The organism is Micromonospora thermarum (assembly GCF_012034245.1).
GTDB lineage: Bacteria > Actinomycetota > Actinomycetes > Mycobacteriales > Micromonosporaceae > Micromonospora > Micromonospora thermarum.
Map to the genome: position 1 here is coordinate 147,215 of NZ_JAATEO010000005.1, position 12,977 is coordinate 160,191.

At 73.9% G+C, this 12,977-nt stretch carries 10 protein-coding genes and 1 pseudogene; 2 read left to right on the plus strand and 9 right to left on the minus strand.

The genetic code is table 11. The features are described 5' to 3' along the window. Positions 1 to 19 precede the first annotated feature (19 nt). Positions 20 to 1,498 (minus strand): annotated as a pseudogene (locus tag HCJ94_RS31100) (DNA translocase FtsK 4TM domain-containing protein); the annotation flags it as partial. A 112-nt stretch (positions 1,499 to 1,610) separates the two neighbouring features. Between HCJ94_RS31100 and HCJ94_RS06860 the strand changes: the two are divergent. Both HCJ94_RS06860 and HCJ94_RS06865 read left to right on the plus strand, forming a co-directional pair. Then, positions 1,611 to 2,087, plus strand: a complete 477-nt coding sequence (locus HCJ94_RS06860; RefSeq protein ID WP_168000120.1) for a type III secretion system chaperone family protein — start codon at positions 1,611 to 1,613, stop codon at positions 2,085 to 2,087. Further along, a complete protein-coding gene (locus HCJ94_RS06865; protein ID WP_168000121.1) occupies positions 2,084 to 3,724 on the plus strand; it encodes a type III secretion system chaperone family protein in 1,641 nt (546 codons plus the stop codon). The genes HCJ94_RS06860 and HCJ94_RS06865 overlap by 4 nt, the downstream gene beginning before the upstream one ends. A gap of 10 nt (positions 3,725 to 3,734) precedes the next feature. Here HCJ94_RS06865 and HCJ94_RS06870 read toward each other — a convergent pair whose 3' ends face one another. The 8 genes from HCJ94_RS06870 to HCJ94_RS06905 all read right to left on the minus strand — a co-directional run bounded on the left by HCJ94_RS06870 (position 3,735) and on the right by HCJ94_RS06905 (position 12,955). After that, on the minus strand, positions 3,735 to 4,544 hold the full coding sequence (locus HCJ94_RS06870; protein WP_205800795.1) for a zinc ribbon domain-containing protein: 810 nt from the start codon (positions 4,542 to 4,544) through the stop codon (positions 3,735 to 3,737). Positions 4,545 to 4,898: 354 nt separating this feature from the next. Then, positions 4,899 to 6,074, minus strand: coding sequence for a S1 family peptidase (locus tag HCJ94_RS06875; RefSeq protein ID WP_168000122.1), 1,176 nt, complete (start codon positions 6,072 to 6,074; stop codon positions 4,899 to 4,901). Between the two features lie 165 nt (positions 6,075 to 6,239). Beyond that, positions 6,240 to 7,928, minus strand: a complete 1,689-nt coding sequence (locus HCJ94_RS06880) for a ribonuclease J (protein ID WP_168000123.1) — start codon at positions 7,926 to 7,928, stop codon at positions 6,240 to 6,242. Positions 7,929 to 7,980: 52 nt separating this feature from the next. Continuing rightward, positions 7,981 to 8,907, minus strand: a complete 927-nt coding sequence (dapA, locus tag HCJ94_RS06885) for a 4-hydroxy-tetrahydrodipicolinate synthase (RefSeq protein ID WP_168000124.1) — start codon at positions 8,905 to 8,907, stop codon at positions 7,981 to 7,983. A gap of 46 nt (positions 8,908 to 8,953) precedes the next feature. Next, entirely contained in the window at positions 8,954 to 9,697 is a 744-nt protein-coding gene (gene thyX / locus HCJ94_RS06890; protein ID WP_168000210.1) for an FAD-dependent thymidylate synthase, read from the minus strand. A gap of 108 nt (positions 9,698 to 9,805) precedes the next feature. Continuing rightward, complete coding sequence (locus HCJ94_RS06895) at positions 9,806 to 10,426, minus strand: DUF2752 domain-containing protein (protein WP_168000125.1); 621 nt, start codon at positions 10,424 to 10,426, stop codon at positions 9,806 to 9,808. Further along, the gene (locus tag HCJ94_RS06900) at positions 10,423 to 11,652 is read right to left on the minus strand and encodes a winged helix-turn-helix domain-containing protein (protein ID WP_168000126.1); all 1,230 of its coding nucleotides are present in this window, start codon (positions 11,650 to 11,652) and stop codon (positions 10,423 to 10,425) included. Before HCJ94_RS06900 ends, HCJ94_RS06895 begins: the two co-directional genes overlap by 4 nt. A gap of 10 nt (positions 11,653 to 11,662) precedes the next feature. Further along, positions 11,663 to 12,955, minus strand: coding sequence for a glycosyltransferase family 87 protein (locus HCJ94_RS06905; RefSeq protein ID WP_168000127.1), 1,293 nt, complete (start codon positions 12,953 to 12,955; stop codon positions 11,663 to 11,665). Between the last annotated feature and the right edge of the window lie 22 nt (positions 12,956 to 12,977).

Here is a 12,977-nt window from a genome sequence, read left to right on the forward strand (position 1 = left end):
CGGCTGACGTGGCGATCGGCGTATCCAGGGCTAGAGCCTTACCGGCTCCCGTCGCGCCTGCCACGAGAATGTGCGGCATCTTCGCGAGGTTGGCCACCACGTAGCCACCCTCGATGTCCTTGCCGAGCGCCACCACCATCGGGTGGTGGTCGCTGGTGGCCGTCCGGGAGCGCAGCACGTCGCCGAGCGCCACGTTCTCCGGGTCGGTGTTCGGGATCTCCACGCCGACCGCGCTCTTGCCGGGGATCGGGCTGAGGATCCGGACGTCCGGTGACTTCACCGCGTACGCGATGTTGCGGGAGAGCTGGGTGATCCGCTCGACCTTGACGCCCGGGCCCAGCTCGACCTCGTACCGGGTAACCGTCGGGCCCCGGGTGAAGCCGGTGACCGCGGCGTCCACGTCGAACTGGTCGAAGACGCCGGTCAGGGCGGCGATCACCTCGTCGTTGGCCTTGCTCCGGGTCTTCGGGGCGGCGCCGCTGCCCAACAGGTTCGCCGGGGGCAACGTGTAGTCGCCGGCCAGCCCGGTCAGGGCGAGCTGCTCGGCCCGCGTGGGCAGCGGCGAGTGCTCGGGCGGCTCGGCCGGCTTGCGGCTGGCCGGCACCTTTGCCGGCGGCTTGCGGGGCAGCACGAGCGTCTCCTGGAGGTCGGCACCCTCCAGGTCGTCGTCGAAGTCGTCCGGGTCCAGCGGGGGCGGCATCCGCTTCGCCGGGCGCCGGCGGGCCGGCTTGTCGGCCGCCTCCTCGGCGTCCTCGGCCGGCGGGGTGCCGACCACCGCGCCGGCCAGGAGGCCCAGCCGCTCGGGGATCTTGTTGATCGGCGTGGCGGTGACCACCAGCAGACCGAAGACCAGCAGCAGGACGAGCAGCGGAACCGCCACCCAGGCGGTCACGGCGCGCTCCAGCAGGCTACCGACGCCCGCGCCGACCAGGCCGCCGGCGAAGTCCCGCTGGACCGGATCCACCGGGTCCTGCCCGATGTGGAGCATCGCGGCGGTGGCGACCAGCATGGAGCCCCAGCCGACCAGGCCGCGGCCGCGGTGCTCGGGATCGGCCGGCTGCCGCATCAGCCGCCAGGCACCGATCATCAGCAGCACCGGCACCACGATGGCGATGGCGCCGAGGAAGAGCCGGACACTGTCGGCCAGCCGCTGGCCCACCGGCCCCGCACCGGAGAACCAGATGCCGACCGCGCTGAGCAGGGCGAGGCCGAGCACCAGCAGCCCGGCCCCGTCGCGGCGGTGCTCCGGGTCGAGATCACGGGCCGAGGCGGCCTGCCGGCCGACTGCGCGGAACCCCCAGCCCACACCGTGCGCCAAGCCCATCCACAGTGCACCGAGGGCACGGCCGAGGTAGGCGGCGGGGCCCGGACGGGTGGCCGTGGTGCGCCGCCGGGCCGGCGTACGGGCCTTCTTCGCTGGCTGACGGGCACGGTTGTTCGTGGTGCCACGCGGCGACGCGCCGCGCCGCCGGCTCGCCTGAGAGGTACGGCCCGCCATAGCATCAACTTAACGGCGGTACCCGGCAGATCGCCGCTTTTCCGGGTCGTGTCCGCGCGTCGTCGTGCGAATCCGCCGCCGGTCGTGATATCCGCCTCAGAAGGGATGCCCCATGGCGTCGCCGATCGCGGACGGTGCGGACCGCCCCCAGGCCGGGTACCCGGGCGCGCTGCGCCCGCTGACCGGCGAGCTGATCGCCACCGTGCTCGCCGGCCGGGGGTACGCGATCGAGACCGACCCGGCCGGCGACCTGGTCGGCCGGTGGGCCGACAGCCTAATCTGGTTCCTCCGCCCGGGCGCCGCCGGGGAGCTGCTCCAGGTGCGCACGGTGTTGGCGCCGACGTTCGCCATCGAGTACGTGCCGGCGCTGCACGCCTTCTGCAACGCGTGGAACCACGACCGGCTCTGGCCGAAGGCGTTCGTGCACGTCGAGGACGACGGGCGGGCCCGCGTCTGCGGCGAGGTCATCACCGACCTGGAGCACGGGGTGACCCCGCACCAGCTCGACCGGCTGCTCCACTGCGGCATCTCCACCGGCTGCGAGCTCGCCGCCGAGGTGGCCCGCCTGCCCGGCGGGGTGCTGCCGTGACCGGGCAGCCCGGCGGCCGGGGGCTGGAGGAGTTCGGCTGGCCGGGGTGGCTGCCCGGACGCCGCCGGCCGGAACGGGACCGCCGCGCCCTCGCCGAGGAGCTGGCCGACATCCGGGACTCCCCCGACGGCGAGACGCGCAGCGCGGAGCTGGAACGGATCGCGGCGCGCGCCGACGCGGCCGGTGACGACCGCTCCGCGCTGGACGCCCGGCTCGCACTGATCGAGTCGTACCTGCTGCACGGCCAGCGGTGGCGCCTGGTCGAGCCGGTCCGCCGCTGCCTCGCCGCCGCCGACCGCCGGCCCGACCTGCTGCCACCCGGTGGCCGGGAGGTGCTGTCGCGGTACCAGCGGTACGCCGTGGAGGCCCTGCTGGGCAGCTCGCGCGTCGGGCTGGACCAGGCCCGTGCCCTGCTCGACGACCTCGCCGCCGGCGACGCCCCGGTGGTCGCCGAACTCCGCTGCCGGATCGCCGACCACCTCGGTGACGAGCCGGCCGCCCGGTCCTGGTACGACCGCTGGGCGGCCGCCGCGCCCGACCCGGCCGACGGCTGCCCGGAGTGCGCCCGCGTACGACGGGCGGAGCTGCTCGCCGGATGGGGCGACTGGCGGGCGGCGCTGGACGAGCTCGCCGACGCCGGAGGGCCGGACTGCACCGAGGCGCCCGAGCGGGTGCTCACCGCCGGCATGCTGCCGTGGCTGCGGGCCGGCGAGCCGGAGCGGGCCGTGGCGGCGCACGTCCGGGCGTACCGGCGGCACCGGCACGAGCGGGCCGCCTTCCCGTACCTCGCGGCCCACCTGCGCTTCTGCGCCCTCGCCGGGCATCCCGGCCGCGGGCTGGACATCCTCGCCGAGCGGTTGCCGAGCCTCGACCACGCCGACGACGAGTTGTCCGCGATGGAGTTCGCGGCGGCCGGCGCGCTGGTGTGCGCCGTCGCGACGGACGCGGGGCTGGACGCGCGGACCGTGCACCGGCCGGCGTCCGGGTCGCGACCCGCCGCCGACCTGGACGTCGAGGCGCTCGGCACCGCTCTGCTCGACCTGGCCACCGGCCTGGCCGGCAGCTTCGACGCCCGCAACGGCACCGGTCACCAGTCCGGGCGGATCGCGTCCTGGTTGGCCGAGCGGACGCGGGCCGAGCAGATGCTTGTCGCTCCCGTCCCGTGGCCCCCCGACTGGCCCGAGGACGACGGTCCGCCGGACGACGGGCTGGCCGACGACCTGCCGGACGACAGGCCGGTCCCCCTGAGCCTGGCGCTCGTCACCGCCGCCCTGGAGCGGCGCGGCGACCGGTACGTGGTGGACGCCGCCGACACCGTCGTCGGGCGCTGGGGCGAGGCGCTCATCCAGGTGCGGCGGGCCGGCGAGCGCGGCGAGATCCTGCACGTCCGCACCGTGGCCAGCCGCCGGCTCCCGGCGTCGCGGCGGGCCGAGGCGTACGCGTTCTGCAACTCCTGGAACCAGGACCGGCTGCTGCCGACCGCGTACGTGCACGACTCCGGGGCCGAGCTGGTGCTGGCCGGGGACGTCAGCACGGACCTGTCGCACGGGGTGGCCCCGGTCCAGCTGGACGTGCTGCTGGAGTCGGCGGTACGCACCGGCTCGGCGTACGCCGACGCGGTGGCCGCGCTGCCCTGACCGTTTCCTCTCATGATGCGGGAATTAGCTCATGGTCGGATGTCCCACCTTGCGGTGGGACAGTCCCGGTCTTGTCCGCGGTGGCGGTGCCGGGTGGACGTTTCACTGCCACCGGCCCCGTGGGCGGGGTCTTATGGTCGGCTCCGCGTCCGTTTAGCGTCTCCGGGCCACTCCCGGCGACGGTGGCCGCGAGGGCGGCCAAATTGCGTGCGGCGTTGACGTCCCGGTCCAGGACCAGGCTGCAGGTGGTGCAGGTGAACGTGCGTTCATGCTTCACCCCAAGATCGACGCCGACCGTCGCATCCGGACGGGCGGGAGTGCGGTGCGCCCGCTCCACATGGCAAGTGAACGACACGTACCAGCGGTGACCGTGACGGCGCACGGTGGCGGACAGGATCCGGGCGGTACCGGCCTGAAGCCGGCGGGCGAGTTTGCGGGCCGACTCGTGCAGCCTCAACCGGCCCAGCCGCGGCAGCACCACATGCCGGCGATCCGGCTCCACTCGGATGGTCCCGGTGGTGAACCGCACCGATGGGATTGACCGGCGGCGCGACTTGAACCGGGGAAAGCCGACCGCGCGGCCGCCGGCCCGCCTACCGGAGCGGGACTCGGCCCAGTTCTTCAACGCGCGGGCGAGGGCGTCCAGGCCGGTGTTGTACGCCTCCTTCGAGTAATCCCGCCACCACGGCGCCACCTCGCCCTTCACCGCGTTCCACCACCGGCGCAGGGCCGGCAGAGACCAGCCAATCGTGGGGGTGAGGTGCTCCTGGGGGATACCGTAGCTGCGTTCGGCAGCCCTCTGATCCATCACCGCCTTCACCCGCGCCAGCCCCCGGTTGAACGCCGCTCGCGCAGCACCCGCAGACCCAGCACCGCCCGCTCCTGCCCCGGGGACAGGTCAAGAGCGAACTGGTACGCCTGCACGACGCTCAACCGATCCCGGTGCCCCACATCCGGCACATTAACCACGCGGTACGACATCCACCCCGACCAGCCGCGCCCGGCAGCAGCACGGTGGCGCCGCCAGGCTCTCGACCAACACCCGCCACGACGCACTACCCACGCCGCAAGCCACTCCCTCAGAGTCACCAACGCATACCAGCGCCTACTCGACCGGCAACAGCAGACAACCCCGCCGGGCCGGTGGTCCCGGACCCGGCGGGGTCGGCGACCGCTAACGCGTGTTGCCCGTGGTCACCAGGGTCAGCCCGTTGACGTCGAGGATCTCCCGCAGCGGCTGGAAGAACGTGGTGCCGCCCCGGGTGCAGTCGCCGGAGCCGCCGGAGGTGACGCCCTGCGCCTGGTCGCCGGAGATCCAGGAGCCGCCCGAGTCGCCCGGCTCGGCGCACACGTTCGTCCGGACCAGCCCGGTCACCGTGCCCTCCGGGTACCGGACGGTGGCGTTGCGGGCCTGGACGACGCCGCAGCGGGCACCGGTGGTGGAGCCGGAACGGCAGATCGACGCACCGACCGGCACCTCCTGCGCACCGGCCACCGGCACCGTCCCGCCGTTGAAGTCGTTGACCACCGGCTGCGGCGTCCACGCGTTGTTGACCTCGACGACCGCCCAGTCGTCACCGGGGAACGACGAGGCCCGGAAGACACCCTGGCCGACGCCGTTCGCCCCGTCGGTCCGGGAGCCCACCCGGCCGCAGTGCCCGGCGGTCACGAAGCCGCCGACCACGGAGAAGCCCACCGAGCACCGGCCCGCACCGTCGATCGTGAACGGGTCGCCGCCGCGGACGTCGAAGAGCAGCCGGGGCTCCTCGCTGGAGGCGTCCACCCGGACCGCCTGCCGGGGTACGCGGGTGCGGTCGACCAGCCGCCAGGCGGCCTCCTCCGCACCGGGGCGGGCGAGCACGACCAGCGAGTTGTCGGCGATGTCGACGTACCAGCCGGACACCGCGTCGGACGCCGAACCGCCGGCGCGGTCCAGCCGGGTCTTGAACGTGTCGAGCTGCCCGACGCCCCGGGCGACCACCTTCGGCACCGCCCCGGCGGCGCGGACCCGCTCGGCCTCCGCCCGGTCGGCGACCGCGACGTTGAGGGTCCGGCCGTCCGCGCCGAGCCAGCTGCCGCCGTAGTCGGCGCCGAGCTCGCTCCGCAGTTCGTTGACCACCCCGGTCGCCCAGCGTTCGGTGGCGAGCCGTTCCGTGACCTGGTCCGGGCTGAGCGACAGGTCCCGCCGCATCGCGTCGACCACCTCCGGCGCGACGTCACCGGCCGCCGGGGCGGCCGTACCGCCGCGGGGAGCGGCCTCCTCCCCCGCGAAGGACGGCAGCGTCACCGCCGCCGCCGCGCCCACCGTCGCCACCATCACGCCGATGGCTGTCAATCGTCTGCGGTCCATCCGTCACGCTCCTCCCGGCCGGCGCGGTCACGCCGCCACGACGGAGTACGGGAGCGGCGCCGCGACGGTTGAAGGATCGACGGAAAACGATGCTGCGAATACGGCGACGCCCGCCGGGAGTGACCGGCGGGCGTCGGAGCGTACGCGGATCGGTGCGTGTGGTGATCAGACCTCGACGACGGTCGGGACGATCATGGGCCGGCGCCGGTACGCGTCGTTGACCCACCGCCCCACGGTCCGGCGGACGATCTGCTGGAGCTGGTGCGGGTCGGTGATGCCGTCCGCCGCCGCCCGGTTGAGGGCCTCGGTGATCAGTGGCACCACCGGGTTGAACGCCTCCGGATCCTCGGAGAAGCCCTTGGCGGACACAGTCGGGCCGCCGACGACCTTCCCGGTCACCGAGTCGACCACGACCGTCGCGGCGATGAAGCCGCCGTCGCCCAGGATCCGGCGCTCGGTGAGCAGCGACTCGCTCACGTCGCCGACGGCCAGCCCGTCGACGTAGACGTACCGGCTCTTGACGTGCCCGACCAGGCTCGCGCGGCCCTCGACCAGGTCGACCACGTCGCCGTCCTCGCAGAGCACCACCCGGTCCGGCTCGACGCCGGACTCGATGCCCAGCCGGGCGTGGGCGCGCAGGTGCCGCCATTCGCCGTGCACCGGCATCAGGTTGCTCGGCCGGACCACGTTGAGCAGGTAGAGCAGCTCACCGGCCGGGGCGTGACCGGAGACGTGCACCTTCGCCACGTCCTTGTGCACGACGACCGCGCCGGCCCGGGCCAGGCGGTTGATCACGCGGTAGACGCTGGTCTCGTTGCCGGGCACCAGCGAGGAGGCGAGCACCACGGTGTCGCCCGGGGCGATGGTGATGTGCCGGTGGTCGCCGCTGGCCATCCGGCCCAGGGCACTCATCGGCTCGCCCTGGCTGCCGGTGGACATGAGCACGATCTGGTCGGGCGGCATCGTGGTGGCCTCCTCGATGCCCACGACCAGCCCCGGCGGGATGTTGAGCAGCCCGAGGTCGCGCGCGATGCCCATGTTGCGGACCATCGAGCGGCCGATCAGGGCGACTTTGCGGCCGTGCTCCACCGCGGAGTCGAAGACCTGCTGCACCCGGTGCACGTGCGAGGCGAACGACGCGACGATGATCCGGCCCCGGGCCTTCTGGAAGATCGAGTCCAGCACCGGCCCGATCTCGCGCTCCGGCGTGACGAAGCCGGGGATCTCGGCGTTGGTCGAGTCCGACAGGAGCAGGTCGACGCCCTCGGCGCCGAGCCGCGCGAAGCCGGCGAGGTCGGTGATCCGCCCGTCCAGCGGGAGCTGGTCCATCTTGAAGTCGCCGGTGTGCAGCACGAGTCCGGCCGGCGTGCGGATGGCGACGGCGAGCGCGTCCGGGATCGAGTGGTTGACCGCGAAGAACTCGCACTCGAACGGGCCGAGCCGCTCCCGGCCGCCCTCCCGCACGGTCAGCGTGTACGGCTGGATCCGCCGCTCGGCGAGCTTCGCCTCGACCAGGGCGAGGGTGAACTGGGAACCGACCAGCGGGATGTCCGGCTTGTGCGCGAGCAGGTACGGCACCGCGCCGATGTGGTCCTCGTGGCCGTGGGTGAGCACGATCGCCTGCACGTCGTCGAGCCGGTCGAGGATCGGGCCGAAGTCCGGCAGGATCAGGTCGACGCCGGGCTGCTCCACGTCGGGGAAGAGCACTCCGCAGTCGACGATCAGGAGCTTGCCGTCGTACTCGAAGACGGTCATGTTCCGACCGATGGCGCCGAGCCCGCCGAGCGGGATGATCCGCAGTCCGCCCTGCGGCAGCGGCGGCGGAAGTTCAGCCTCGATGTGCGCCTCGGTCACGCGTTCACCTCATTCTGGGACACCGTCACCCGGCGTCCGTCGACTCGTTCGATCATTCGGGAAGGTCCAGCCCGGCCGCCGCGCAGTCGGCGCGGAGCTGGGCGAGCTGCTCGGCCGTCGCGTCGACCAGCGGCGGGCGCACCGGGCCGGCCGGCAGACCCTTGGCGGCGAGCCCGGCCTTGACCAGGATCGTGCCCTGGGTGCGGAAGATGCCCGTGTACAGCGGCAGCAGCCGTCGGTGCAGGGCGAGCGCCGTGGCGGTGTCGCCCGCGTCGTACGCCTGGATCATCTGCTGGGTCTGCACCCCGGTGAAGTGCGTCGAGGTGCCGACCACGCCGACCGAGCCCACGGCCAGCGCGGGCAGCGTGAGGGAGTCCTCGCCGCTGTAGAAGGCGAGGCCCGTCCGGCTGGTGACCCAGCTCGTCGCGGTCAGGTCGCCCTTCGCGTCCTTCACCGCGACGATCCGGCCGTGCTCGGCGAGGCGCACCAGCGTCTCGGTCTCGATCGGCACACCGGCGCGGTGCGGGATGTCGTACAGCATGACGGGCAGCCCGCTCGCGTCCGCCACGGCGGTGAAGTGCCGCAACAGGCCCGCCTGCGGCGGCTTGTTGTAGTACGGGGTCACCACCAGCAGGCCGTGGGCGCCGGCCTTCTCGGCGGCGGCGGCCAACTCGATGGTGTGCCGGGTGTCGTTGGTGCCGACCCCGGCCACCACCTTCGCGCGGTCGCCGACGGCCTCCACGACGGCCCGGATCAGGCGCTCCTTCTCCGCGTCCGTGGTGGTCGGCGACTCGCCGGTGGTGCCGTTGACCACCAGCGCGTCGTTGCCCTGCTCGTCGACCAGGTGGTTCGCCAGCCGGGCCGCGCCGTCCAGGTCGAGCGACCCGTCGGCGTGCAGCGGCGTCACCATGGCCGTGAGCACACGCCCGAACGGCCGGGACGCGGCCGGGGCGGGGGTGTCAGGGTGGTCGTGCGTCATGCGTCCAACCTAGCGGACGACCGCCGAGCCCCTGCCGGGGAAGGGCTCAGGACACCTCGGCGTGGGGGCTGGCCGCCACCTCGGTGCCGTCGGGCAGGGTCGAGATCACGAAGTCGTTGAACACGTTCGGGGCGACCCCCTGGAGCTGCCGCAGGCACTCCACGGCCAGCTCACGGATCTCCACGTCGGCGTGCTCGGTCGCACGCATCGCGATGAAGTGCCGCCACGCCCGGTAGTTGCCGGTGACCACGATCCGGGTCTCGGTGGCGTTGGGCAGCACCGCCCGCGCCGCCTGCCGGGCACGCTTGCGCCGCAGCGTGGGGTTGGGCTCGTCGGTGAAGCGTTGCTCCAGCCCCTCCAGCAGCTCGGTGTACGCCCGGACGCTCGCCTCGGCCGCCTCGACGAACTTCTTGTGCAGCTCCGGGTCCTCGGCGATCACCGTCGGCTCGACCATCGCCGCGTCCCGCTCCGGCACGTACCGCTGGGACAGCTGCGAGTACGAGAAGTGCCGGTGCCGGATCAGCTCGTGCGTGAACGACCGGGACACACCGGTGAAGTAGAAGCTCACCGAGCCGTGCTCCAGCACGCTCAGGTGACCCACCTCGAGGATGTGCGCCAGGTAGCCCGCGTTGGTCGCGGTGGCCGGATTCGGCTTCTTCCAGCTCTGGTAGCAGGCCCGGCCGGCGAACTCCGCGAGCGCCTGGCCGCCGTCGGCGTCGGTCGACCACGGCACGTCGTCCGGGGCCGCGAAGTGGGTCCACGCGATGAGCTTGACCTGGGGCTGCACCATGTCCGGCATTCCTGGGACTGTAGTGGCGAGCCCCGGTCGCGCCCAAGTCAGGCTCGCCCGCTGCAATGTCGGTCACCCGCCGCGTTCGTCGGGTCGACGCGGGCGACGTCAGACGTAGAGCGAGGTGAAGGGAGCCCAGGGCAGGTTGCGCAGCACTGAGAAGGCGAACCACGCGGCCAGGAAGACACCGATCACCCGGGTGTCGAGCCGCAGCTCGGGGAGCCGCCAGCCGAACGCCTGCTTCCCCGCCCACGCCACGAAGAGGTACGCCAGGAAGGGCAGGGCGAACACGAAGAGAAAGTGGTGGCGGGCGGCGGCCGGCAGGTCGCCGTGCAGCACGAACCAGAGGGCGCGGGTGCCGCCGCAGCCCGGGCAGTCCAGGCCGGTGGTGAGCTTGAGCAGGCAGGTCGGCGCCGCGTCGGGCGCGGACCGGGTCGGGTCGCTGATCAGCGTGTAGCCGATGCCGGCGGCGACGCAGCCCAGGGCGGCCAGCGGAACCGCCCAGCGCGGCGAGCGCTCGTAGAGCCGGACCACGAAGCGGGTCAGCCGGTCGGGCTCGGGAGCCGGGTACGGCGGGACCGGCCCGGCGGGCCACGCACCGTGGGGATCGACCTGGGCGCCCGGCGCGGCCGGAGACGTCGCCACCGGGTGCGGCGGGACCGGGTGCGGCGGGACCGGGTGCGGCGCGGCGTCGCCCCGGGGCCCCTCAACGCTCGTCACGCCGATCACGGTACACCGGCCACGCTCTTCAGCGCGGCGGCCAGCGGGGCCGCCAGGTCACCCGCCGCCGGGGGCGCCACGGCGTCCAGGCCCAGCCAGCCGGCGAGCCGGTGCAGCTCGGCGGCGAGCGCGAGCGCCGTCTCGCCCGGGTCGGCGCCGGGCTCGAGCCAGGCCGCGGGCACCAGGAGCACGCCCGCCTTGCGGTCGGCCTTCAGGTCGACCCGGGCGGTGAACCGCTCCCCCTGGAGGAACGGCAGCACGTAGTAGCCGTGCACCCGCTGCGGCGCCGGCACGTAGATCTCGATGCGGTAGCTGAAGTCGAACAGCCGCTCGGTGCGGCCGCGCTCCCACACCAGCGGGTCGAACGGGCTGACCAGCGTGTTGCCGCGGACCCAGCGGGGCAGCCGCGCCTGCGCGTGCAGCCAGGCCGGCTGCCGCCAGCCCTGCACCGTCACCGGCAGCAGCTCCCCCGCCTCCGCCAGCTCGGCGATCGCCGCCCGGGCCCCGGCCAGCGGCAGGCGGAAGTAGTCCCGCACCTCCGGCTCGGCGGCCACCCCGAGCGACCGGGCCGCCACGGCGACCAGCATCCGGTACGCCTCGGCGTCGGTCGGGGTCGGCGCGGCCAGCACGGCCGCCGGCAGGACGCGCTCCGGGAGGTCGTAGCGGCGGGCGAACGAGGTGGTGCGGTCGGCCGCGGTCACCTCACCGGCCCAGAACAGGAACTCCAGCGCCCGCTTCACCGCCGACCAGTTCCACCCCCAGTTGCCGGTCTCCCGCGGGGCGTCGTGCTCGATCTCGGCGGCTGTGAGCGGGCCCCGGGCGGCCACCTCGTCGCGGACCCACGCCACCAGGCCGGGCTGCTCCTCGGCGATGCGGCGCATGCCACCCCACGCCTCGGCCCGCGCGCGGGCCATCCGCCAGCGCAGCGCCGCGTGCAGCCCGACCGGCACCAGCGACGCCTCGTGCCCCCAGTACTCGAAGAGGTCGCGGGGACGGCGGTAGGCGGCCGTGTCGAGCAACGCGGTCGGGTACGGCCCCAGCCGGCTGTAGAGCGGCAGGTAGTGCGCCCGCTGGAGCACGTTGACCGAATCCATCTGGATCAGCCCGACCCGGTCGAGCACGCGGCGCAGGTGCCGACGCGTCGGCACGCCGGTGGGCGCCGGGTCGGTGAAGCCCTGGGCGGCGAGCGCGATCCGCCGGGCCTGGGCGAGCGAGAGCGATTCCGGTACGGCCATCGCCGGGACCCTAGTTCAGCGGTACGACACCGGTGTGCGCCCGCCCGTCGAGCCCGCCCGGCCCGGCGCCCGCCCGCCCGTCGAGCCCGCCCGGCCGCGCCGCGCCGGCCGTGACGACCGCCTCGGCCGGTGCCCGCACCGACGGCGGCCGGACCGGCAGGAAGGCGAGCAGCGCCAGGCTGATCCAGACGTAGGTGTTGCTACCGAGGAAGCCATCGATTCCGGTGAAGTCCCGCTCCCACGCCCAGACGATGCGGCTGATCAGGAAGGCGTACGCGACGGCCGCGGCGACCAGCAGCGTGCGGCGCCGGCGGCTGCGCGCGGGGGCGGCCATCCCGTTGTCGACCAGGAGGATCAGCGCGGGCAGCAGCCAGACCAGGTGGTGCACCCAGGTGACCGGGCTGACCAGGCACATCACCGCACCGGTCAGCGCCAGCCCGGTCGCCTCGTCACCGGCGGCGGCGGCCGCCCGCGACCGCCACACCCACAGCGCCAGCGTCACCACCACCAGCGCCAGCCAGGCCAGGGTGCTCGGCTCCTCCGGGTTCAGCCGGGCCACCACCCCCCGCAGCGACTGGTTGGACACGAACGCCAGCTCGCCCACCCGGTTGGTGTTCCAGAGCGCCTCGGTCCAGAACTCGCGGGACGCGTCCGGGAAGAGCGCGCCGGCGAACACGGTGGCGGCGGCCGCGGCGCCCATCGCGGTCACCGCCGCCCGCCAGCGGCCGGTCACCAGCAGGTACACGATGAAGATGCCGGGAGTCAGCTTGATCGCGGTCGCGAGGCCGATGCCCACCCCCGCCCAGCGGCTCCCGCCCGGCAGCAACCGGAGCAGGTCGACCGCCACCAGGAACAGCAGCAGCATGTTGACCTGGCCGAAGTTGACCGTCTCGCGCATCGGCTCGTACGCGGCGGCCAGGCAGAGCGCCACCGCGAGGGCGAACCAGCGGGTCCAGCCGGCGCGGCGGGAGATCGGGTCGATCAACCAGTGGAACAGGACGGCGGTGACCACCACGCTGGCGGTCACGCTCACCACGATCGCCGCCGTCCAGGGCAGGTACGCCATCGGCAGCATCACCAGCGCGGCGAAGGGCGGGTACGTGAAGCCGTACTGGGTGAACGGGCGCAGGTAGTCGTAGATCTCCCCGCCGTCGTGCACCCAGTGGCGCAGCGCGCCGTAGTAGACCTGGAGATCGAAGAAGCCGTGCCGCACGGCGGCCACCGAGAGGAAGAGGGCCACCGCGACGGCGAGGCCGGCCACGCCGACGACCTGCCCGATCGTCCGCCCGGCACCCTGCGCCACCGTCGCCTCCCTCGTCCTGCGT